This window comes from Nostoc sp. UHCC 0252, assembly GCF_034931145.1.
GTDB lineage: Bacteria > Cyanobacteriota > Cyanobacteriia > Cyanobacteriales > Nostocaceae > Nostoc.
Genome location: NZ_JAYGHE010000044.1, coordinates 32,383 through 59,169 on the forward strand (window position 1 = coordinate 32,383; position 26,787 = coordinate 59,169).

Annotated in this window: 3 protein-coding genes; all 3 read left to right on the top strand. The window is 43.1% G+C overall.

Translation table 11 applies throughout. The annotated features are described in order from the left end of the window. Positions 1–1,768: 1,768 nt before the first annotated feature. Genes VB732_RS22275 through VB732_RS22285 form a run of 3 tightly spaced genes read left to right on the top strand, consistent with a single transcriptional unit; the run spans position 1,769 to position 26,769 of the window. Positions 1,769–5,095 carry an amino acid adenylation domain-containing protein gene (locus VB732_RS22275; RefSeq protein ID WP_323233078.1) on the top strand — a complete coding sequence of 1,109 codons (3,327 nt, stop codon included), beginning with the start codon at positions 1,769–1,771 and terminating at the stop codon, positions 5,093–5,095. Next, positions 5,092–22,386 carry a non-ribosomal peptide synthase/polyketide synthase gene (locus tag VB732_RS22280; RefSeq protein ID WP_323233079.1) on the top strand — a complete coding sequence of 5,765 codons (17,295 nt, stop codon included), beginning with the start codon at positions 5,092–5,094 and terminating at the stop codon, positions 22,384–22,386. Before VB732_RS22275 ends, VB732_RS22280 begins: the two co-directional genes overlap by 4 nt. A 3-nt stretch (positions 22,387–22,389) precedes the next feature. Beyond that, positions 22,390–26,769, top strand: a complete 4,380-nt coding sequence (locus VB732_RS22285; protein WP_323233080.1) for an amino acid adenylation domain-containing protein — start codon at positions 22,390–22,392, stop codon at positions 26,767–26,769. The last annotated feature ends 18 nt before the right edge of the window (positions 26,770–26,787 follow it).

Here is a 26,787-nt window from a genome sequence, read left to right on the forward strand (position 1 = left end):
CAACATAGTCCATGACTTTTCACAGCAGACGTGTAGTGAGAGATGACAACTAAATTAGTCTATGAATAAAATCGATTTTTGGAGAAAAATTATATATTTTTAGATGATTAAAGAGCAATCGCCCAAGAGATAGTGCCAAAGTGAATTACTATATCATTTGCAGACTTATCTTCTCTTAGCTACAAATAAAAGTCAAGGAAAGTTAAGACATTTAAGCAAATTCTTAAGATAGTTGAGACAGGAATACTCCTTGGTTAAGGAAAAAAGTAGGCTCAAACCCTTGAAATATCCTTATCTATAAAGCCCAAAAGAGCTTAAGCGAGCAGTATTAGTTAAGCCAGTTAATAAAAAAATAAGTTGTGTTTTGAAGTAAAAAATTATTAAAATAATGACCAGCCATTCTAAATCAAGAAAATGCGATTATTACCAAGTAACAAAAAGCCTAAAGTTACTCAAATTTATAACTGATCTTGAAATTTCTTTTTTGACATTTTGTTTTAGTAACTATTACACTTTTTAATCCATTAAGTGATTTGAAAATTGAATCTATTGACTACAGGCTCATCGCTATCACCAGACAAACTAAGCTGTTGTTACTGGTGAGTCCAGTCGGCGGTGTCGGTTTCCGTCCCGTCGAACTGGCATTAGCGAGCCTGTAAGCATCAACTGTAAAGCGCTTCGGGCATGGCTTCGCTTAACGCGCAGCGTCTTTGCTAGGAGAAAGGCAAAGAAAGATTTCTTTTTTCACTGACTTTGCTTGTGGTGATTTCTTGCTCAATAGCCGTTGCAGCGCTGCCTCTATTGCTTTTAGTAAATCATTGCTTTGTATAATTGGCGACAAAAGGGAGAAGTCTTTGAGATACACTACAGTTTATTCTTACTCTTGATTAGAATTCCTAATTTACAAAGTTTTGAGCTTTACTGAATCGTATCGAATTATAATCTGACTTTTCCTGTTAAGTCTCTTTTGCCAGCTGCCAGCCCTCATAGAGGTGGTGCAATTTTAACCAACCTCGCCACAGTAACTGAATCTCAATGAGTGTTTTACTTCGATGTTCTAAGTAGCTGCCAAAACGAGCAACGGCTTCAACAGCCCAGCTAACTGTTAGTACTTTAGGAAGTTTAGGGGACTTAGCTTTTAAAATCCTAAGTTCAAGGGGGTTAAGAATCTCAATAGCAGGATTAGAGCATAACCTATCGACATCGCACGCTCATTCAATCGGCGGTAAGCGTAGCCATGCCGTCAGGCTTATCGCCTAACTCACAAGTTGCAAAATTTTTCTCCCACCAGTCCAGCATTGCTCGTCACCTTTAACACTAGATTTTTATTACTTTACCGTATATACCGTGCTGTCTCTTAAATCCTTTACCAGCAAGCTTTTTGAGACTTAACGGGAAAAGTCAGAATTATGATTCATTAAATATTTTAAATATCTATCTGCTTAACTTTCTTAACTTTCTTAACTTTCTTAACTTTCTTAACTTTCTTAACTGTTTTCTTAAATGTCTTCTTAAATGTCTTAACTGGTATTGCCTTCTATTGAAAAAACTGGGATTATTTATCTGATATATCTACTGGATAGTAAAAAAATAATTATGATTTTGCTTATATTTTGCTTATAATTAATAATAATAATAATTTTAATTAATAGTAGGGTTGTAATTTTAGCATTCAACGATGTGTCCGACTGTGGTGTAGGTCAAACAACACCACAGCGATATCAAAGGTAGGATAACACTTGGAATAGAACAATTTTAAGGAGTTCTCATGGATAGAATTATAAAAACAAGTTACCCACTCTCTTCTGGCCAAAAAGCAATGTGGTTTATCTACCAAATTGCTCCAGAGAGCGTTGCTTATAATATATTTATTACCGCAAAAATTAATTTTTATTTAGATATTAATGTTGTTAATAGTGTATGGAAAAAAATTTTTGAAAACCATCTTATTCTCCAATCAACGTATAGCACACACGAAGGTAAAACCGTTCAAAAAATTAATCAAAAACAGAAGTTTAAAATTGAAGTAATAGATGCCAGTAACCAAAGTGAAGATGGCTTAAAAGAGAAAATTTTTGCTGAAGCTGACCGACCTTTTAATTTAGAAAAAGATATAGTTTTCAGAGTTAACCTATTTACTCAATCAGCAAAAAAACATATTCTTATGCTAACAATGCACCATATATCTAGCGATATGTGGTCTTGTGATTTACTACTCAATGAATTTAGGGCTTTATATACTACCGAAATTAAAGAAGTTAGTCAAGAGCATACAGAGACAGCCAATAATTTTTTGAAAAAAAATAAATCTTATGCAGATTTTGTGCAATGGCAATCAGAAATGCTATCGGGTTCCACAGGAGAAAAACTCTGGCAATACTGGCGAAAACAATTAGCTGGCGACTTACCAATTTTAAATTTGCTTACCGATAAACCCCGCCCCCCAGTACAGACTTATCAAGGAGTATCATATATTTCAAAGCTAGATGAACAATTAATTCAAAAACTAAAAAATTTAGCTCTATCTTTTGGAACAAGCGCTTATCAGATTCTGCTCACAGCATTTTACGTGCTACTTTATCGCTACACTAATCAACAAGACATCCTCGTAGGCAGCCCAATGAGGGGTCGGAGCGGTAAAGAATTCAAAGAGATTATCGGCTACTTCGTTAACCTGACAGTTTTACGAGTTTCTGTTGATAAAAACGCTACATTCAACGAACTTCTTACTAGAGTCAGCAAGACAGTTAGAGAAGCCCAAAAACATCAAAATTACCCTTTTGCTCTTTTAGCAGAACAACTTCAACAACAGCGAGATCCCAGTCGTCCGCCTTTGTGTCAAGTTATTTTTACTTGGCAAGCACAGGGTTGGTGTGAACCAAAAGAGAATTCATTGCACATTCAAGAGCAAGTGCTTCAGATGGAGCCATACTTGCTTGGACAACGGGGTGCAAATTTTGATCTGAATCTAATGGGGATGGAAGCTCCGGGTGAGTTGCAACTCTGCTGGCAATACAATACTGACTTGTTTGAGGCTACTACAATCATGCGTATGGCAGGACATTTTGTGACCTTGCTTGAAGGTATTGTTGCTAATCCACAGGAGCAGATTTGGCAACTACCTCTGCTGACGGAAGTTGAGCAACAGCAGTTACTAGTGGAGTGGAACGATACTTTTGTAGATTATCCTCAAGATAAGTGCATTCATCAGTTGTTTGAGGAGCAGGTAGCGCGTACCCCTGATGCAGTAGCGGTGGTATTTGGAAATGAGCAACTGACTTACCACCAGTTAAATTGTCGCGCTAACCAGTTAGCGCACTACCTGAAGTCTTTGGGTGTGGGAGCAGATGTGCTAGTGGGTTTGTGTGTGGAACGCTCATTAGAGATGGTTATGGGAATGCTTGGAATACTCAAAGCAGAAGGGGCGTATGTACCACTTGACCCAGACTATCCTACTGAACGCTTGAGCTTTATGATAGAAGATGCTCAAGTTTCAATACTTCTGACACAACAGCAACTCCTGGAAAAGTTGCCTGGGCATCAAGCGCAGGTTATATGTTTAGATACTGACTGGCAATCTATTTCTCAGCCCAATCAGGATAATGCGTTAGTGCAGCTTACCGTAGGTATCGCCTCTGTAAAACCAACTAACTTAGCTTATGTGATTTATACTTCTGGTTCTACAGGTCAGCCAAAGGGAGTGATGCTTTCTCACCGCAATCTTTGTAACCATATGTTTTGGATGCAATCAACATTCCCCCTGACTGTAAAAGACAAAGTGCTACAGAAAACTCCCTTTAGCTTTGATGCCTCAGTTTGGGAATTTTACGCTCCTTTGTTAGTAGGCGGACAGTTACTATTAGCTCAACCAGGAGGTCATGCTGATCCTGCTTACCTGTTAGAGTTGATTTCTCAACAGCAAGTCACTACCGTTCAATTTGTACCATCTCTGTTACAAATACTCATAGAACAGGGAGGACTCGAAACTTGTCATTCCCTCAAAAACATCTTCTGCGGCGGTGAAGCTTTACCTGTTGCTTTGCAAGAGAGAGTGTTAAGTAGTCTCAACGTGAACTTGCACAATCTCTATGGGCCGACGGAAGCTTGTATTGATGCCACCTTCTGGACTTGCAAGGAAGGAATTGAGCGGCAAGTTGTCCCCATCGGCCGTCCAATAGCCAATACGCAAACCTACATTTTAGACGAGTATCTGCAACCATTACCCATTGGTGTACCTGGAGAATTGCACATTGGCGGTGTAGGATTAGCCAAAGGCTATCTCAACCGTCCTGAGTTGACAAAAGAAAAATTCATCCCTAATCCATTTGAAGAGACAGGAGAGAGTAGACTGTATAAAACTGGGGACTTAGCACGTTATTTACCAGATGGCACAATTGAATACCTGGGACGTATTGATAATCAGGTAAAAATTCGGGGATTTCGCATTGAGTTGGGAGAAATTGAAGCCATACTCAACCAACATAGCGATGTGCAGACATCTTGTGTAATTGCCCGCGAAGATACCCCAGGACAGAAGCAGTTGGTCGCTTACGTAGTAGCATACCTACAAGTGACACCTACAATCAGTGAACTGCGTCACTCTCTAAAAGCAAAACTTCCAGAGTACATGATTCCCCAGGCGTTTGTGGTGTTAGAGTCTCTACCACTAATGCCCAACGGGAAAGTAGACCTCGGCGCACTGCCAAAACCAGATTTACAGAGCCAACCTAAAGACCAATTTGTCGCGCCTCGCACCTCCACTGAAGAAATACTGGCACAAATTTGGTCACAAATTCTGAGAATAGAGCAGGTAGGTGTACATGATAACTTCTTTGAACTTGGTGGCGATTCTATCCTCAGTATTCAAATCATCATTAGAGCAAGGCAATCGGGATTAGAATTAACTCCCAAGCAATTATTTACCCATCAAACTATCGCCAAATTAGCCACCGTGACAGGCACAATCACGGAAGCCCAAATAGAGCAAGAGTTGGTCAATTGTTCTTCTTTAGAAACTGATAATTCTACTCCAAATGATTTCCCGTTATTACAAATTAATCAATTAGAACTAGAACAAATATTATCAAATTTATGAAATCAGAAATTAATAGAACAAACAGAGAAAATATAGAAGATATTTATCCTCTATCTCCGATGCAACAGGGGATGCTGTTTCATAGCTTGTACGATCAAAAATCAGACGTATATTTTGTCCAATTAAGTTGCACCTTGAAGGGAGAATTGGATGTAACAACCTTCGAGCAAGCTTGGCAGAAATTAGTAGAAAGATATTCCATCTTTCGCACAGCTTTTATTTGGGAGTCTTTGAGCCAGCCTGTACAAGTAGTATATCGACAGGTGCAGATTGCTGTTGAAACCTATGACTGGAAAAAGTTAACTTCACAGGAACAGCAACAGCAATTAAAAGCTTTTCTGGATTTTGATCGACAAAAGGGCTTGCAATTGTCTCAGGCTCCATTGATGCGCCTACATCTGTTCCAATTGGACAGCAATACTTATCAATTTGTTTGGAGTAGCCATCATTTATTACTTGATGGCTGGTCTTTATCTTTGGTAATTAAAGACCTCTTAAAGGTTTATCAAGAAAATTATCAGAATCAAACTTTCAGTTATCAACCATCTGTCAACTATCGCAACTATATTGCTTGGCTACAGCAACAGGATCAAAAACAAGCTGAAGAATTCTGGAAACAAAAACTTCAAGGTTTTACGGCACTCACTCCATTGACAGTAGAGAAACTGTTACCAAACCAAGAAAATAGCAGCGTCAGCTATGGGGAACAAAAAATTCAGTTCACATTGTCAGCAACAACCACACTTCAGTCTTTTGTCCGACAGCATCGCTTGACTCTCAATAATTTAGTGCAAGCAACTTGGGGATTGTTGCTGTCTCGCTACAGCCAAGAAACAGATGTAGTTTTTGGTGCAACTGTATCTGGTCGGGAGCCATCTATTGTTGGCATTGAATCAATGGTGGGACTATTTATCAACACCTTGCCAATGCGAGTTCAAGTTGCAGCAGACACCCAAGTGCTGACTTTAATTAAGGATTTACAAGCACAGCTACTTGAGTCTGAGCAATACTCATATAGTTCCTTGGTAGATATTCAAGGCTGGAGTAAAATACCCAGGGGTACATCTTTATTTGACAGCATTGTTGTCTTTGAGAATCTTCCAGTTGATACTGCTCTTAGCTCACACAATAATAGTTTTCACCTAGAAAATATTCAGGTTTCTCAAGAAAGTAATTATCCTCTAACATTAATAGCTCTTCCTGGTGAACAATTAGAGATAAAAATTAGCTACGATACTCGCCGATTTGATGATACAGCGATCGCTCGAATGTTGGGTCATTTCCAAACATTGCTTGAAGGTATTGTTGCTAATCCCCAAAATTGCATTTCTCAATTGCCAATGCTGACAGCAGTTGAGGAACAACAGTTATTAGTTGAATGGAACAATACTCAGGCGGACTATTCTCAGGATAAGTGTATTCATAAGTTGTTTGAGGAGCAGGTAGCACTTACTCCTAATGCTGTGGCGGTGACGTTTGGCAATCAACAACTGACTTATCAACAGTTGAACACCCAAGCTAATCAATTGGCACATTATTTGCGCTCATTGGGAGTGAAAGCCGATGCGCTGGTGGGTATTTGTATAGAACGCTCACTCTTAATGATTGTGGGCATACTGGGTATTCTCAAGGCAGGTGGTGCTTATGTGCCGCTCGATCCTGAATATCCCCAAGACCGCTTGAGCTTTATGTTAGAAGATGCTCAAGTAGGAGTACTGTTAACTCAACAGCAATTAGCCAACAAGCTACCTGAGCATCAGGCGCGAGTCGTTCGCTTAGACACCGATGGGGAAACAATAGCTCAAAACATCTCCTCAAATCTGGAAAACACCGCTACAGCCGATAATCTGGCTTATGTCATTTACACTTCAGGTTCTACAGGTAAGCCCAAGGGTGTTTTAGTCAACCACTCTAACGTAGTGCGTCTGTTTGCAGCGACAGACTCTTGCTATAAATTCAACTCTCAAGATGTGTGGACAATGTTCCACTCTTATGCATTCGACTTCTCTGTTTGGGAAATCTGGGGTGCATTGCTGTATGGTGGACGATTGGTAGTGGTTCCGTATTTAGTGACGCGATCGCCTGAATCCTTTTATGAGCTATTGTGTCAAGAACAAGTCACTGTTCTCAATCAAACACCTTCAGCCTTCCGCCAGTTAATTCAAGCCGATCAATCTATAGGAACTGCTAACGACTTAAGCTTGCGCTTGGTAATTTTTGGTGGAGAAGCCTTAGAACTGAAGAGTTTGCAGCCTTGGTTTGAGCGACACGGCGACTCCTCACCCCAGTTAGTGAATATGTACGGGATTACAGAAACTACCGTACACGTTACCTATCGTCCCTTGAGTAAAGCTGATTTGCATGATACGGCTAGTGTCATTGGCCGCTCAATTCCTGACTTACAGATATATCTGCTAGACCAAAATTTACAGCCAGTGCCAGTTGGTGTCAGGGGTGAGATGTATGTCGGTGGTGCTGGGGTGACTCGTGGCTATTTGAATCGTCCTGAATTGACTCAACAAAGGTTTATCTCTAATCCTTTTGCGGAAGTAGGAGGGAGTAGATTATATAGAACAGGAGACTTAGCTCGTTATTTACCTAATGGCGAGTTAGATTATTTAGGGCGTATTGATAACCAAGTCAAGATTCGCGGCTTCCGTATTGAGTTGGGAGAAATTGAAGGATTGTTGGCGCAACACCCAGCCATTTGGGAAAACGTGGTGATTATCACTGAGGATGAACCGGACGACAAACGTTTAGTTGCTTATGTAGTGCTGAAGGTGGAACAATCAGCCACAGTTCCAGAACTGCGTCAGTACCTGGGCAACCAACTGCCAAGCTACATGATACCCAACGCCTTTGTGTTGCTGGAATCTTTACCTCTTACCTCTAACGGAAAAATCGATCGCCGCGCCCTACCAAAACCAGACTTAGACAGCACACTATTAGAAAAATTTGTTGCACCACGCACTCCCATTGAGGAAATGCTGACACAAATTTGGACACAAGTGCTGAAAATAGAACAGGTAGGCATTCATGATAACTTCTTTGAACTAGGGGGACATTCCCTACTAGCAACGCAACTGGTTTCACGCATCCGTAACCTTTTCAAAGTGGAACTACCATTGCGTGAGTTATTTACTAATGCAACAGTAGCCCAATTAGCGCGATCGCTCCAACAGTTGCAACAACAAGATATCGCCCTGACTTCTGTGCCTATCCTCAAGCGAATGGAGAATGTAGAACTACCACTGTCATTCGCTCAACAGCGTTTATGGTTTTTAGACCAGTTCGAGCCGAATAGTCCCTTCTATAACATATCCTTAGCTTTACGTTTAGCAGGAAATCTCAAAATTAGAGCTTTAGAACAAAGCTTACAAGAAATAATTACCCGTCACGAAGCTTTACGCACTAACTTCATCACTGTTGATGGAAAAGCTTCACAAATCATTCAAACACATATAAATTGGCAAGTTTCTGTTGTTGACTTACAACATCTGCCAGAGAGTGGACAAGAACTAGTCACACAGCAATTAGCACAAGAACACGCTCTTCAACCCTTTGACCTAGCAACACAACCATTAATCAGGGCGACATTAGTAGTGCTGTCTCATACAGAACACATATTGTTAGTCTGTATGCACCACATTGTCTCTGATGGCTGGTCAATGGGTGTATTTGTCAAAGAATTAGACACTCTTTACGATGCCTATGCTCAAGGTAAATCTCCCAATTTAGCACCACTACCGATTCAGTACGCAGACTTTGCACTATGGCAGAGACAGTGGTTGCAAGGAGATATACTACAAAATCAATTGGATTACTGGCAACAACAACTCAAAGATGCACCAGCTTTATTAGCATTGCCCACAGACCGACCCAGAGGGTCAGTACAGACTTTTGCAGGCGCACACCACAAGTTTGAACTGTCTGTTGATCTAACTAGTAAGGTGATAAAACTCAGCCAGGAACAAGGTTGTACCCTCTTTATGACGCTATTAGCAGCTTATGATACGCTGCTCTATCGCTACACAGGTGTAGCAGATATTTTGGTCGGGACACCAACTGCTAACCGCGATCGCATTGAAATAGAAGGGTTAATTGGCTTTTTTGTCAATACTTCAGTAATGCGTACTAATTTGGCAGGCAATCCTAGTTTTAGCGAATTATTGGGTCGCGTTCGGGAAATGGCAATGAATGCCTATGCTCATCAGGACTTGCCTTTTGAAATGCTGGTGGAAGCATTGCAGCCAGAACGCAGCCTCAGTCATAGCCCACTGTTCCAAGTGTTGTTTGTACTGGAGAATGCGCCTATATCAACTGTGGAGTTAACTGGATTAACTGTCAATCTACTCAAGGTAAAGAGTAAAACTGCCAAGTTTGATTTGACTTTGGCAATGGAGAACACTGCTACTGGACTGGTGGGTGTGTGGGAGTATAACACTGACTTGTTTGACGCAGGCACTATTGAGCGGATGGCTGGTCACTTTGTAACATTGCTAGAAGCAATTGTGGCAAATCCACAACAGCGCATTTCCCAATTGCCCTTGTTGACACAACCTGAGCAGCATCAACTGTTAGTTGAGTGGAATGATACACAAGTAGAGTATCCCCAGGATAAATGTATTCATCAATTGTTTGAAGAGCAGGTAGAACGCACCCCCGATGCAGTAGCGGTGGTGTTTGAAAATGAACAACTTACATACCAGCAATTGAATTGTCGTGCTAACCAGTTGGCGCACTTTTTGCGGTCTTTGGGTGTGGGAGCTGATGAGCTAGTAGGGATTTGTGTAGAGCGTTCCTTAGAAATGATTGTGGGACTGTTGGGCATTCTTAAGGTAGGCGGTGCATATCTGCCACTTGACCCAGAATATCCAACTGAACGTTTACACTTTATGCTTGAAGATGCTCAAGTGAAAGTGCTGCTGACCCAGCAACCATTAGTAGAGTTGGTTCCTGAACATCAGGCGTGTAACATTTACTTAGACACCGATTGGGAAAAAATAGCTCAAAACAGTAAATCAAACCCAAAAAACTCTCTAACACCCGATAATCTGGCATACGTCATCTACACTTCTGGTTCTACAGGAAAACCTAAAGGCGTTTTAGTTAATCATATTAGCGTTGTTAACCTGTATACAGATTTTCAAACAAAAAAACCTTTAAGTGTTAGCGATCGCTGTAGTTTATGGACTAGTATAAGTTTCGATGTCTCAATCTATGAAATCTTTTCAGCGTTATTAGCGGGAGCGTCACTATACATCGTTCCAGAACTCGCACGTCTTGATACCATCACATTCACCAATTGGTTGGATTCCCAGCAAATCTGTAGTGCCTACATTCCACCTTTCATGCTCAAGGATTTTTTGGCTAGGCTCTCAAAAACACCCAACAAGCTTTCATTGCAGAGATTGCTGGTAGGAGTAGAACCAATTCAAGAGCAGCTGTTAATATCGCTAAGTCAGCGAATTCCTGATCTGTGCATCATTAATGGTTATGGGCCCACAGAAACAACTATTTGTTCAACCTTATACCCGCTTCAGTTTCAAAGTATTGGTAACAGAAATACGCCAATTGGCAAACCAGTACAGAATACAGACATTTTTCTGCTAGATGACCAGATGCAGCCGATTCCTGTTGGCGTGATTGGCGAAATTTACATCGGTGGTATTGGTCTAGCGCGAGGCTATCTCAACCGAAAAGAGTTAACACAAGAGAAATTCATCCCCAACCCTTTTAGCGGTGAGCCGCATTCCCGACTCTACAAAACTGGAGATTTAGCCCGCTATTTACCCGATGGCAATATTGAATACATAGGACGCATCGACAATCAGGTAAAAATTCGTGGTTTCCGCATTGAGTTAGGAGAAATTGAAGCAGTACTGAACCAAAATGTTGATGTGCAAGCATCTTGTGTTATTGCTCGTGAATATATCCCTGGACAGAAGCGGTTAGTCGCCTACATAGTGCTACATCAGCACTGTACACCAGCAATTAGCGAACTGCGGCAATACCTGAAGGCAAAAGTCCCAGAGTACATGATACCCAATGCTTTTGTAGTGCTGGAGTTTCTACCAATAACACCAAACGGTAAAGTAGACTATCGTGTCCTACCTATGCCAGATTTGCAAAGCAACATAGGTAAATATGTTGCTCCACGCACTCCCACCGAAGAAATGCTGGCACAAATATGGACACAAGTGCTGAAACTAGAGCAAGTAGGCATTCATGATAACTTCTTTGAACTGGGGGGACACTCGCTACTAGCAACGCAACTGGTTTCACGCATCCGCAAGATTTTCCAAGTGGAACTACCATTGCGTGAGTTATTTGCCACAGCCACAGTTGGCGATTTAGCGCAATCAATTGAGCAATTACAGCAACAGGATTTCGCTACAGCTCCACCCATCTTGCCAAGAGCCGAAAATGTAGAAATACCACTGTCATTTGCTCAACAGCGTTTATGGTTTTTAGACCAGTTCGATCCTAACAGTGCTTTATACAACATTCCTTTAGCTTTGCGTCTAGTAGGAACTCTGGAGAGAACTGCCTTAGAACAGAGCTTACAAACAATAATTGCGCGTCACGAAGCCCTACGCACCAACTTCATCACCGTTGATGAACAAGCAACACAAATTATTCAAACCCAAACAAACTGGCAAGTTTCAATTGTTGACTTGCAGAATTTACCCTTAACTGACCAAGAAATAGCTGTACAGGAATTAACGCAACAGCAAGCTTTACAACGCTTTGATCTAGCAAGCCAAGCATTAGTTAGGGCAACTTTACTGGTGGTGTCAGAGACAGAACACATATTGTTAATGTGTATGCACCACATTGTTTCAGATGGCTGGTCAATAAGTGTATTTGTCCAAGAATTAACAGCTTTGTATAACGCTTATATTCAAGGTCAGCCTACCACTTTAGCACCACTACCTATTCAGTATGCAGATTTCGCCATCTGGCAGAGACAGTGGTTGCAAGGTGATGTACTTCAAAGTCAATTGGATTACTGGCAAAAAAAACTCAAAGATGCACCAACTTTATTACCGCTTCCCACAGACCGACCCAGACCATCTGTGCAGACATTCGCTGGCGCAACTCAACAGTTTGCACTCTCTGTTGAGTTAACTAAAAAACTGACAAAACTCAGCCAAGAGCAAGGTTGTACTCTCTTTATGACCTTGTTAGCAGCTTATGATACATTACTTTTCCGCTACACAGGTGTAGCAGATATTTTGGTGGGAACACCAATTGCTAACCGCGATCGCAGCGAAGTAGAAAGGTTAATTGGCTTTTTTGTCAATACATTAGTTTTGCGGACTGATTTATCAGGCGATCCCAGCTTTAACGAATTACTGGGTCGGGTTCGGCAAATGGCAATGGATGCTTATGCTCATCAGGATTTGCCATTTGAAATGTTGGTAGAAGCATTGCAGCTAGAAAGAGACCTCAGCCATGCACCACTATTTCAGGTAGATTTTCTGCTCCAAAATGATCCTTTATCAGCAGTAGAGTTGACTGGATTAACTGTCAGTTCATTGCCAATAGAAAGTGCAATGGCAAAATTTGATTTGACTTTAGCGATGCAGAATACTCCTACTGGACTGGTAGGTGTGTGGGAATACAACACTGACTTGTTTGACCATAGCACCATCGAGCGCATGACTGGTCATTTTGTAACCCTGCTGGAAGCAGTTGTGGCTAATCCCCAAGAACAAATTGACCAATTACCATTGTTAACAGCAATTGAGCAACAACAGTTACTAGTTGAGTGGAATGATACTCAAGCTGATTACCCTAGAAATCAATGTCTGCATCAGTTATTTGAGCCGCAGGCAAAACTTACGCCTGATGCAGTGGCAGTGGTGTTTGACAATCAACAACTGACCTATCAACAGTTAAACATCCAAGCTAATCAATTAGCACATTATCTACAATCTCTGGGCGTGGGGCCAGAGACTTTAGTGGGGATTTATTTAGAGCGTTCCTTATCAATCATTGTGACATTGTTAGCTGTCCTCAAAGCTGGCGGCGGTTATGTTCCCTTAGACCCTGACTATCCCCAACAGCGATTAGCTGACATATCGGAAGACTCACAAGTTTCCGTAATGATCACTCAGCAGAAATTGCTCGATTCCTTGCCATTCCAAGGGGTGAAAGTCATTGTCTTAGACGCGGAGTCTGAAAAGTTAGCGTCTCAAAGTCAAGAAAATCTGGTGACTCAGGTAAGACCAGAAAACTTGGCTTGTTTATTGTACACTTCTGGGTCTACAGGCAAACCCAAAGGAGTGATGCTGACTCATACGGCTTTGGTGAATCATAGCAGTGCCATTAGTGAAGTATTTAGACTGACTAGCAGCGATCGCGTTTTGCAGTTTGCTTCCCTCGGCTTTGATGTAGCTGCCGAAGAAATCTTTCCCACTTGGTATAAAGGCGGAACCGTGGTCATCAGACCCGTGCAAATGTTCCCTGACTTTGCCAATCTTGCTCAATTTATTGAACAACAAAAACTAACTCTCTTAAATATTACCCCAGCCTATTGGCATGAATGGGCGTTAGCGGTATCCCAATCCGATGCAACCGTGCCGCAATGTTTACGGTTAATAGCTGTGGGTGGAGATGCAGTGCTACCGGAAACTGTGACAGTATGGCGGCAATTGGTAGGCGATCGCATCACTTGTCTGAATGTCTACGGCCCCACTGAAGCATCAGTAACAGCAGTAGTCCACGATCTGTTACATCCCGAATCAGGAAAAACCAATACAGTCCTCATCGGTCGTCCCATTGCCAATACGCAAATCTACATCCTCGACCATAATCTCCAGCCAGTACCCGTTGGCATTAGAGGCGAACTGCACATTGGCGGTGTGCGTTTAGCCAGAGGCTATTTCAACCGCCCTCAATTGACACAGGAGAAATTTCTTCCCAACCAATTTAAAGATCCCGAAGTAGATCGCATCTACAAAACCGGGGATTTGGCACGTTATTTACCCGATGGCAACATTGAGTGCTTCGGACGCATCGACAATCAAGTAAAAATCCGCGGCTTCCGTATCGAGTTAGGAGAAATCGAAGCCGTACTTAACCAACATCCTCATGTGCAGACATCTTGTGTCATCCTCCGCGAAGATTCAACCAGGGATACTTGTACTGAGCGACTCGTGCCGAGCAAAGCCGAGGTAAGTCGAAGTAAACGCCTAGTAGCTTACGTTGTACCGTATTCTCAAGAGATACCCGCAATTAGCGAACTGCGTCAATTCCTCTCCAATCGTCTGCCCCTTTACATGGTGCCAAATACTTTCGTGATGCTGGAGTCCCTACCGCTAACAGCACACCGCAAAGTAGACCGTCGCGCCCTACCCGCACCAAATTTACAGAGCGAACAAATAGACAACTATGTTGCACCGCGCACCCCCACTGAAGAAACGCTGGCAGAAATTTGGGCGCAAGTGCTGAAACTAGAGCAGGTAGGAATTCATGATAACTTCTTTGAACTGGGGGGACACTCCCTACTAGCAACACAACTGGTTTCCCGCATCCGCAACATTTTCAAAATAGAACTACCATTACGTAGCATTTTTGCAGCAGCAACAGTTGCCGCATTAGCGGATTTGATTGGGCAATTGCAGCCACAAAATTTAGAAGTAACTTCTCCACCCATCTTGCCAAGAGCAAAGGATGCGGAATTATCACTGTCATTCGCTCAACAGCGTTTGTGGTTTTTAGAACAGTTACAGCCAAATAGCGCTTTATATAATATTCCCGAAGCTTTGCGTCTGGTAGGAACACTGAATCAAGCTGCCTTAGAACAAAGCTTGCAAGAAATAATTGCGCGTCACGAAGCCTTACGCACTAACTTCATCGCCGTTGATGGACAAGCAAGGCAAATTATTCAAACACACGCAGATTGGCAAATTTCTGTTGTTGACTTACAACATCTGCCTGCAAACGAGCAAGAAATAGCTGTACAGCAACTAGCGCGACAACAAGCTTTGCAACCCTTTGACCTAGCAACGCAACCATTAATCAGGGCGACATTACTAGTGCTAAATGAGGCAGAACACATATTGTTAGTGTCTATGCACCACATTGTCTCTGATGACTGGTCAATGGGTGTGTTTGTCCAAGAATTAACAGTGTTGTACAATGCTTACGCTCAAGGTCAGTCAGCCACTTTACCACCACTACCAATTCAGTATGCAGACTTTGCACTATGGCAGAGACAGTGGTTGCAAGGCGATGTACTGCAAAGCCAACTGAATTATTGGCAAGAACAACTCAAAGATGCACCAGCTTTATTAGCACTGCCCACAGACCGACCCAGAGGAGCAGTACAAACTTTCTCTGGCGCACACCAAAAGTTTGAACTGTCACCCCAGTTAACCGAAAGGCTGACACAACTAAGTCAGCAACAAGGGGCAACTTTGTTCATGACCCTGTTAGCAGCTTATGATACTCTGCTGTACCGCTACACGGGTGTAGCAGATATTTTGGTAGGTACACCAATTGCTAACCGCGATCGCAGTGAAATAGAAGGGTTGATTGGCTTTTTTGTCAATACCTTAGTCATGCGGACTGATTTATCTGCAAATCCCAGTTTCTGTGATTTACTAGATAGTGTTCGAGAAGTAGCGCTACAAGCATACGCTCATCAGAATTTGCCCTTTGAAATGCTGGTAGAAGCATTGCAACCAGAACGCAACCTCAGTCATACACCACTGTTCCAAGTAGCGTTTATCCTTCAGAATGCACCCAAGTCTGAAGTAGAAATGACGGGGCTAACTCTCAGTCACATATCAACAGCAGGTGTAACTGCCAAGTTTGATTTGACTTTGGCAATGGGCAACACTGACACTGGATTGGTGGGTGTGTGGGAATACAATACTGACTTGTTTGATGCAGATACTATTGAGCGCATGGCTGGTCATTTTGTCACACTGCTGGAAGCAATTGTGGCAAATCCCCAAGAACGCATTTCCCAATTGCCATTATTGACAGCAGTCGAACAGCAATTATTAATCGACTGGAATGACACACAGGTAGATTATCCCCAAGATAAGTGTATTCATCAATTGTTTGAAGAGCAGGTAGAGCGTACACCGGATGCAGTAGCAGTAGTGTTTGACAATAAACAACTGACCTACCATGAATTGAATTGTCGTGCTAATCAATTAGCGCACTATCTACGCTTTTTAGGCGTAGGAACCGATGTACTGGTGGGGTTGTGTGTAGAGCGTTCTTTAGAAATGCTAGTGGCACTGCTTGCTATTCTCAAAGCAGGTGGAGCTTATATGCCACTTGACCCTGAGTATCCCCAAGAGCGGTTACAATTTATGCTCGAAGATGCTCAACTTGGCGTGCTACTGAGCCAAAAGCAACTGCTAAATAAACTACAACACCATCAAGCGCGGCTAGTCTGTTTGGATGATATCTGGTTACAAATTGATCAAAACAACCAAGATAATCTAACTGGAGTCGTGACGGCTGGTCATTTGGCTAATGTGATTTACACGAGCGGTTCTACAGGTAAACCGAAAGGGGTGATGGTTAAGCATACCGGATTTGTGAACTTAGCCCAAGCTCAAATTCAAACCTTTGGCGTAAACTCCCATAGTCGCATTCTTCAGTTTGCCTCCTTCAGTTTTGATGCTTCGATTTGGGAAATCATTATGGCTTTGGCGTCAGGGGCAACACTTTACTTAGGTACAAAAGACTCCTTAGCACCAGGTGAGCAATTACTGGAGCGATTACGCAACTATGGTATTACTCATGTCACTCTACCACCATCAGCACTCTTCGTTATGCCTGCTGAGGAACTGCCCGGACTGCAAACAATAATTGTTGCTGGTGAGGCTTGTTCTCATGAATTGATGAAACAATGGTCTGTAGGTAGGAATTTCTTTAACGCCTATGGCCCGACTGAAACAACCGTTTGTGCTGCGATCGCCAAATGCACTCCTGACGATGAAAAAATCTCTATTGGTCGCCCCATAGCCAATACGCAAGTCTACATTCTCGATCGATATTTACAACCAGTTCCCGTTGGTGTGCCTGGAGAATTACACATTGGGGGTGTTGGTTTAGCACACGGCTATCTCAACCGACCAGATTTAACTAATGAGAAATTCATCGCCAATCCTTTTGATAAGGCAGGAGAGAGTAAATTATACAAAACTGGAGATTTGGCACGCTATTTACCAGATGGTAATATCGAATACTTGGGACGAATTGACAATCAAGTCAAAATTCGGGGCTTCCGTATCGAGTCGGGAGAAATCGAAGCCGCACTCAACGAACATCCCCATGTGCAGACATCTTATGTCATCCTCCGCGAAGATACGCCTGGAGATAAGCGCCTAGTCGCCTACGTTGTACCCTATTCTGAACAAATACCGACAATTAGCGAACTGCGGCAATTTATCTCTAATCATCTGCCGATTTACATGATACCCCAGGCTTTTGTAGTTCTGGAGTCTTTACCGCTAACACCAAATGGGAAAATAGATCGCCGAGGCTTAAATGCACCAGATTTACACAGCGAACAAAAATATTATGTAGCCCCACGCACCCCTACCGAAGAAGTGCTAGCAAAAATCTGGGCACAAGTCCTAAAAGTTGAGCAGGTAGGCATTTATGATAACTTCTTTGAACTAGGCGCACATTCCCTACTCGCTACCCAAGTAATTTCTCGTTTGCAGTCAGCTTTTGGTACTTCATTACCGTTGCGTTATCTATTTGAATCACCGACAGTTGCCGAGTTAAGTGAAGCGATATTAGCTCAACTTGAAACTGGTTTGAGCTTGACCATTCCAGCGATCGCACCCGTTTGCAGAGACGCAGACATACCCCTATCTTGGGCGCAGGAACGGCTGTGGTTCGTGAATCAGTTAGAAGGCGAAAGTGGAGCATACACCATAGATTTCACCTTGCGTTTGCTAGGGAATCTCAATGTCAAAGCCTTAGAACACGCATTTAGGCAGATAGTACAGCGCCATGAAGTTCTACGGACTCGCTTTGAGATTAAGGATAACAAGCCAGTCCAGGTAATAGATACTAATACAACCATTACGTTACCAGTGGTGGATCTCCAGAATTTGCCAGACTCCGAAAAACTTGTAGAGCAACTGACCACAGAAGAAATCTGCAAACCATTCGATTTGGCTAATGGTTCAGTGCTGCGAGTCAAGATGTGGCAAGTTGCGACTGACGAATATGTATTGGTATTAGCAATTCACCATATTGCTGCTGATGGTTGGTCGATGAGCGTTTTGATCGCTGAACTGTCAGCTTATTACCGAAGCTTTTTAACGGGTAGTTCTGTTGATTTACCAGAGTTACCCATACAGTATGCCGACTTTTCTGTGTGGCAGCGTCAGTGGTTGACAAATCAGGTACTAGAGCGTCAATTAAACTACTGGAAGCAACATTTAACGGGAGCGCCACCTCTATTAGAATTACCCACAGACCGCCCCCGTCCAGCCGTACAGACTTTCCGAGGCGGTACAGAGCAACTTCGATTAGATCCCTTGGTAACGCAGCAACTGAAAAAGCTATCTCAAGAGTCTGGAAGCACTCTGTTTATGACACTGCTGGCGGGTTTTGTGGTGTTAATGTCTCGCTACAGTGGACAAACAGATTTGGTAGTTGGTTCACCGATCGCAAATCGCAACCGCACAGAAATAGAAGGGTTAATTGGATTTTTTGTCAATACTTTGGCACTAAGATTTGATTTATCCCAAGAACCGAGCTTTGAAGCTTTCCTGGCGCAGGTACGACAAGTTACCCAAAACGCCTACGATCATCAAGATTTGCCCTTCGAGATGTTAGTCGAAGAGTTACAACTTGAACGTCACCTAGATCGCAACCCATTGGTGCAGGTAATGTTTGCTCTCCAGAATGCTCCCTCCTCCGATTGGGATTTGCCTGATGTCAAGGTTGAAGGGATGGCTTCAGGACTTGACTCAGTTCGGCTTGACCTAGAAGTTTACTTATGGGATGCACCTGAAGGACTTGGGGGCTTTTGCTCTTACAACGCCGATTTATTTGATGCGGCAACGATCGCTCGCATGATGCAACATTTCAAGACTTTGCTTACAGCGATATGCTTACAGCACGCTGGCGCGAACGCTACAAATCCCCACCAACCAGTAACATTACTTCCCTTGCTTACCGAGCCAGAACGCCATCAGCTATTACTGGAGTTGAACGATACTCAGGCAGATTATCCGACAGAGTGTATTCATCAGTTATTTGAAGAACAAGTAGAGCGTACCCCTGATGCAGTGGCGGCGGTGTTTGAAAACGAACAACTTACTTACCACGAGTTAAATTGTCGTGCTAACCAGTTGGCGCACTACTTGCGGTCTTTGGGCGTGGGAGTCGATGTACTGGTTGGGTTGTGTGTAGAGCGATCGCTGTTAACTCTAATTGGACTTTTGGGAATTCTCAAGGCAGGTGGTGCTTATGTACCCCTTGACCCCGATTATCCGACTGAGCGTCTGGGCTTTATGCTCGAAGATGCTCAAGTTTGGGTACTACTAACCCAACAGCGCTTAATTGATAAACTTCCCCAAAATCAAGCAAACACAGTCTTTTTAGATGAAATCTGCTCACAAATTGCCCAAAATAAACAAGATAACCTGACTGGGATCGTCACAGCTTTTGATCTAGCGAATGTGATTTACACGAGCGGTTCCACAGGTAAACCAAAAGGGGTGATGGTTGAGCATAAAGGATTGTGCAACCTAGCTCAAGCTCAAATTCAGGCTTTTGGCTTGCGAAATTCAAGTCGTGTTCTTCAATTTGCTTCCTTCAGTTTTGATGCTTGCATATCAGAAATCTTGATGACTTTGGGAGCGGGAGCAACACTTTACTTAGGAACAAAAGACTCGATAATGCCGGGTACGCCTTTAATTGAGCGATTGCGCGATTATGGCATTACCCATGTCACCCTACCACCATCGGCATTAGCAGTTATGCCAACTGAAAAACTCCCGGCACTGCAAACATTGATTGTCGCTGGCGAAGCTTGTTCTGTTGAACTGATGAGGCAATGGTCTGCTGGGAGAAACTTCTTCAACGCTTATGGGCCAACAGAAGCTAGCGTGTGTGCTGCGATCGCCAAATGCACTCCTGACGACCAGAAAATTACCATTGGTCGTCCAATTGCCAACACCCAAATCTACATTTTAGACTCGCACTTACAGCCAGTACCCATTGGTGTACCAGGAGAAATGCACATTGCTGGTGTGGGATTGGCAAGAGGCTATCTCAACCGAACAGAGTTAACACAAGAGAAATTCATTGATAATCCCTTTGAGGATAGCGCAGCGTTAGCGAGTCCGCGAGCGTCGGCAGGAGGCAGTAAATTATATAAAACTGGAGATTTAGCCCGCTATTTAGTTGACGGTAATATCGAATACTTAGGACGCATCGACAATCAAGTTAAGATTCGCGGTTTCCGTATTGAATTGGGCGAAATTGAAGCAGTTTTGAGCCAACACTCCTTGGTACAGGAAAGTGTCGTTATCACTATTGATACCTCTGGTGACAAAAGTCTGGTGGCTTACTTAGTACCCGGTTTCAAAACTCAAGTACTACCCCAGCAGCTAGCTCAATGGCAGAGCGAGTACGTTACTGACTGGCAAAAGCTCTATGAACAAGCTTATGGTCAACCTCAAGCATCCACAGACGATGTAACATTTAATATTACTGGTTGGAACAGTAGTTACACCAGGCAACCTATTCCAGATTGGGAGATGCGGGAGTGGGTTGAAAATACGGTGAGCCGAATTCTGGCGGTTGAACCACAGCGAGTATTAGAAATTGGTTGCGGAACGGGGTTATTGCTATCTCGCATTGCTCCCAACTGCCAACAGTATTGGGGATGTGATTATTCCAGCGCCGCCATACAGCACGTTGAGCAGGTATGCAGCACAGTTGAGGGTCTAGAACATGTGCGGCTACTGCACCAAATGGCGCATAACTTTGCAGCTATTCCCCAAGGAGAATTCGATACTGTAGTGATCAACTCAGTAGTCCAGTATTTCCCCAGTGTTGAGTATCTATTGCAGGTACTTGAGGGAGCGATTGCAACAATTGGTCAAAAAGGTACGCTATTCGTGGGCGATGTCCGCAGCTTACCTCTGTTGGAACCGTACCATGCAGCCGTGCAGCTAGCCCGCGCCGAGTCGCAAAGAAGTGTTGAACAATGGCAAGCTCAGGTACATTCTAGTATTGCCGCCGAGGAAGAATTGCTCATCGACCCCAGATTTTTCATTGCCCTCCAGACACGCTTTCCCCAAATTACTTGGGTAGAGATTCAGCCTAAACGCGGCCATTCTGAAAATGAATTAACTCAATTCCGCTATGATGTCACGCTACATCTTGGTACTGATGTCAAAACAAAAGTAGTTCCTTGGTTAAATTGGCAATTAGACCAACTTTCCTTTAGTCAGATTCAAAATCAGTTAGTTGAGGAGCAACCAGAACTGTTGGGAATCAGATGCGTACCCAATCAACGGGTGCAACAAGCACTACAGACTTGGGAATGGTTGTCAAATCCCCCTGGTGTCGAAACAGTCGGGCAACTGCGGGAAATACTAGCACAACAGCCAGTAACCAGTATTAATCCAGAGCAGTTTTATGAACTGGGGCAGCAGCTGGGCTACAGTGTTCACCTGAGTTGGTGGGGGAGTAGTCAGGATGGTTGCTATGATGTGATGTTCTGCCACAATTCAACGCCAGCACAAGGCGCTTTTTGGGATAGTTCAGTCGCTGCTAAACCCTGGACAGACTACACTAACAATCCCCTACACGGCAAGTTAGTTCAGAAGTTAGTGCCGCAAGTGCGTGAATTTATCCAACAAAAGCTACCCAATTACATGGTGCCGCAAGCTTTTGTCCTGCTCAATGCCCTGCCCTTAACACCTAATGGCAAAGTGGATCGTCGGGCGCTGCCAAAACTTGATACAGCTTCCAGAAATCTCTCAACTAGCTTTGTTTCACCTCAAACACCTATTGAAGCTCAACTGGCGCAAATCTGGAGTGAAGTTTTGGGGCTGGAACGGATTGGAATCAAGGACAATTTCTTTGAAATAGGGGGACATTCTCTGCTAGCGACTCAAGTCATTTCCCGGATCAACTCAGCTTTTGGACTTGATTTATCTGTACAGAAAATGTTTGAGTTTCCCTCAGTAGGTGCGATCGCATCCTACATGGAAGTAATGGATTGGGCAGCAGAAGATTTAGCGGTTACAGAAGTCAGTGGCGAAATAGTGGAGTTTTGAGTAATGACTAAAAGCACTTTTGAATTCCTTTGTCAACTAAAAAGTTTGAGTATTAACTTAGAGATTGATGGCGTTAGCGGAGCGCCTCTGGAAGAGGTTCGCTTACGTTGTCATGCCCCTGATGGGGTGTTAACTCCAACACTACGCCAGGAAATAGCTGGGCGTAAAACCGAAATTATTTTCTTATTAAAAGAGGCAAAGCAGCTTAAAACCTCCGAGCAGTTGTCAATTCAACCCGTGCCACGGAACGATAAGCTACCACTGTCTTTTGCCCAACAACGACTCTGGTTTGTCCACCAGATTTCACCTGACAGTACTGCTTACAATATGCTGGAGGCTCTACGGCTAGATGGTTCGCCCAATATAGTTGCACTGGAGCAGAGTCTTAATGAACTTATTCGCCGTCATGAGGTCTTAAGAACTACTTTTTCCACGGTAGATGGAGAACCAATTCAGGTAATTGCCCCGGATACTGCCTTAAATTTGCCAATCCATGACTTGCAGGGGTTGTCTACCGAGGAGCAAACTGAGCAAATTCGACAAATAGCGAAGTCTGTTGCATCCAAACCCTTCGATCTGGCTGTTGGGCCATTAGTACAATTCATCCTCCTCCAACTCAGTAACCAGGAATATGTACTGCTGTTGAAGATGCATCACATTATCTATGATGGTTGGTCTTTAAACATCTTCTTCGGTGAGTTATCTCAGCTATATGCAGCTTTCAGTCAAGGATTGCCCAACCCACTACCCGAATTGCCCATCCAGTACGCCGACTTTGCAGTTTGGCAACGCCAGTGGCTAACTGGTGAAGTCCTCGATCGCCAACTCAATTACTGGCAAAAACAGTTAGCGGGTGCGCCTCTAGTATTAGAACTTTGTGGTAATCGACAACGTTCCCCAGTTCAAACCTTCCAAGGTGGAATTGAGTCTTTTAAACTCGATCGCGACCTCGCGCAACGCCTCAAGCAGTTGAGCCAAGAGTCAGACACAACCCTGTTTATGACCTTACTGGCAGCTTTTTTAGTCTTGGTCTCTCGTTACAGTGGTCAGTCAGATATTATTGTTGGCTCCCCGATCGCTAACCGCAACAGTCCCGCGATCGAGAAACTAATGGGATTTTTTGCGAATACTCTAGCATTAAGGGGCAATCTCTCTGGAAATCCTAGCTTTGCTGATTTCTTAGCACAAGTGCGGCAAACCACGTTGTCAGCTTATGCCCATCAGGATTTGCCCTTTGAGATGTTAGTGGAAAAGTTACAGCCAGAACGAGATTTGAGTCGTAATCCTCTGGTACAGGTGATGTTTTCCCTCCAGAATGCCCCACAGTCTTCTGCTAACTTGCCTGGTTTGAGTATCCAGAATATCCCCTTACCCCTTGATGTCAGAGCTAGATTTGACCTGGAAGTGAACTACTGGGAAATTCCCTCCGGTCTAGAGGGCGTTTGGTGCTATAACACTGATTTATTTGATGCCGCTACAATTACCCAAATCGGCCAACATTTTCAACCTTTAATTAAAGCAATTGTCGCCAATCCGAAAGCACGAATTTCTGAATTATCACTGTTGAGTGCAGCAGAACGTCATCAATTGTTAGTCGAGTGGAACGATACTCAAACAGACTATTGCCAGGATAAATGTATTCATCAATTATTTGAGGAGCAGGTAAAACACACACCTGATGCAGTGGCAATTGTATTTGAAAATCAACAACTGACTTATGGTGAGTTAAATTGTCGCGCTAATCAGCTAGCTCATTACTTGCGCTCTTTGGGTGTGGGAGCAGATGTGCTAGTTGGGTTGTGTGTGGAGCGAACTGTGGAAATGGTCGTGGGATTATTGGGAATTCTCAAGGCGGGTGGAGCATATCTGCCACTTGACCCAGAATATCCGACTGAACGCCTGAGTTTCATCTTAGAAGATGCTCAAGTTTCAGTGTTGCTGACTCAGCAATTACTTCAGGGCAAACTACCACAGCATCAAGCACAGCTTATTTGTCTAGATACCGACTGGCATTTGATTGCTGAGTGTAATCAGAATAATGCGATCGCAGATGTCCAAGCGACTAACTTAGCTTATGTGATTTATACTTCTGGTTCTACAGGTCAGCCTAAAGGAGTTGAAGTTGTTCACCGTGGCGTTAATCGTCTTTTGTTTGGCGTAAATTACGTTCATCTCGATGCAACTCAAAGATTTCTTCAAATTGCCCCAATTTCTTTTGATGCTTCCACATTCGAGATTTGGGGAGCTTTGTTACATGGCGCAAAATGCGTTCTTTTCCCAGAAAGTATTCCTACTGCTAAAAGTCTGAGGTATGAAATCCACAAACATGGCATTACTATTTTATGGCTGACGGCTGCTTTATTTAACTCCATAATTGATGATGATCCCCAAGCCTTAGCAGGAATTGAACAGCTACTAATTGGTGGGGAAGCACTTTCGGTTGCTCACGTTCAGATAGCTTCTGAAGCTCTGCCATCTACACAAATCATTAATGGCTATGGGCCGACAGAAGGCACAACTTTTACTTGTTGTTACCCCATCCCTAGACAGATTGACACAACTATAAAGTCAATCCCCATTGGACGAGCGATCGCAAACACACAAGTCTACATCTTAGACGAGTATCTGCAACCCGTTCCTGTAGGTGTGCCAGGCGAATTACACATTGGTGGTGCAGGATTAGCACGCGGCTATCTCAACCGAAGAGAGTTGACCGATGAAAAATTTATCCCCAATCCCTTCAGTTGCAGCAAGGGCGCAGCACTTCTCTACAAGAGAGTGACCGAGGGGCAGGGGAGCAGAGGGGCAGAAATTCTTTCCAATTCCCAACTTTATAAAACTGGAGATTTAGCACGCTACTTGCCAGATGGCAATATCGAATACTTAGGACGCATCGACAATCAAGTAAAAATTCGGGGCTTCCGCATCGAGTTGGGAGAAATAGAAGCAGTACTGAGCCAACATGCTGATGTGCAAGTGTCTTGCGTAATTGTCCGTGAAGATACCCCAGGTGATAAGCGGTTAGTCGCTTACATAGTGCCATACCCAGAGGTGACTTGTACTGAGCGACTCGTGCCGAGCGGAGCCGAGGTAAGTCGAAGTACACCCATAACGATTGAACTGCGCCAGTTCCTTGCCAATAAACTACCCGGATACATGATGCCTTATGCTTTTGTAGTGTTGGATTCTCTGCCACTAACACAAAACGGTAAAGTAGACCGCCGCGCTTTGAAAGCACCTTCTCACACCAATGACTTAGAAAAATTTGTCGAACCCCGCAACCAATTAGAACTGCAACTAGTGCAAATTTGGTCAAAGATTCTTAAGGTTGACAAAGTGGGAGTAAAAGATAACTTTTTTGACCTTGGTGGTCATTCCCTTTTAGCTTCCTACTTAATGTCTCAAATTAAGCAGCAGTTTGGTAAAGATATTCCTTTAATAAGCCTTTTCCAAAATCCAACTATTGAACAGTTGGCAGCAATTATCCAAAAAGATTCAGATTACTCAAATTATTCTTGCTTGGTAGCCCTTCAACCTAATGGTGCAAACTTACCTTTTTTCTGTGTTCCAGGTGCAGGGGGCAGACCTTTTTATTTTTATCATTTAGGACGTTATTTAGGAGAGGAACAACCATTATATAGTTTTGAAAATAAGCTGTACGAGAAATTAGAATCTAGCGCTCGTATAGAGGATATTGCTAGTATTTATATTGCAGCAATGCAAACTTTTCAGCCAGAAGGCCCATACTTTTTAGGAGGACATTCTTATGGGGGAAACGTCGCTTTTGAAATGGCTCAACAGTTACATAAACAAGGACACAAAATTGCTTTGTTAGCAATTATTGATTCTTCAGCACCAACCTATAAGGATAAGCAAATGCTTGTTGATTATCTTAACTGGGATCGTACAATGTGGTTAGCTGAAGTAAGCAAAGGACTAGAAATTTATTTAAATAAAAACATAGATATTTCCTACGAGACTCTAAAAAGCTTATCGGTGGAGGAACAACTAAAACACGTTTTACATTATTTCAAAATGGCTAATATGTTACCCCCAAATGCTGAAACTAATCAACTAGAAAATATCGTAAAAGCTTATAAAACTAGCTGTTTATGTCTGATTGATTATGTACCAAAAAAACTTTATCCGGGTAAAGTAACGATTCTCCGCGCCAATGAGGACATGCCGTCAGATCCTAATAGTGAGTTAGCATCTGAAGCTTCCGCAGATTTTTCCTTAGGCTGGAGCGAGTTTTCTACAGAGCCAGTGGATATCCATTTTGTGCTGGGTAATCACATCTCAGTTATGACCGAACCTCATGTCCAAGTTTTAGCCCAACAATTGAAAGCTTGTATCAAAGAAGCACAAGCAAATATCGAATAAGTAGTTATGTAAAATTAA

Bases quoted from the DNA above. Each gene is read 5' to 3' on its own strand.
- VB732_RS22275 (WP_323233078.1), top strand. From the start codon at position 1,769: ATGGATAGAATTATAAAAACAAGTTACCCACTCTCTTCTGGCCAAAAA.
- VB732_RS22280 (WP_323233079.1), top strand. From the start codon at position 5,092: ATGAAATCAGAAATTAATAGAACAAACAGAGAAAATATAGAAGATATT.
- VB732_RS22285 (WP_323233080.1), top strand. From the start codon at position 22,390: ATGACTAAAAGCACTTTTGAATTCCTTTGTCAACTAAAAAGTTTGAGT.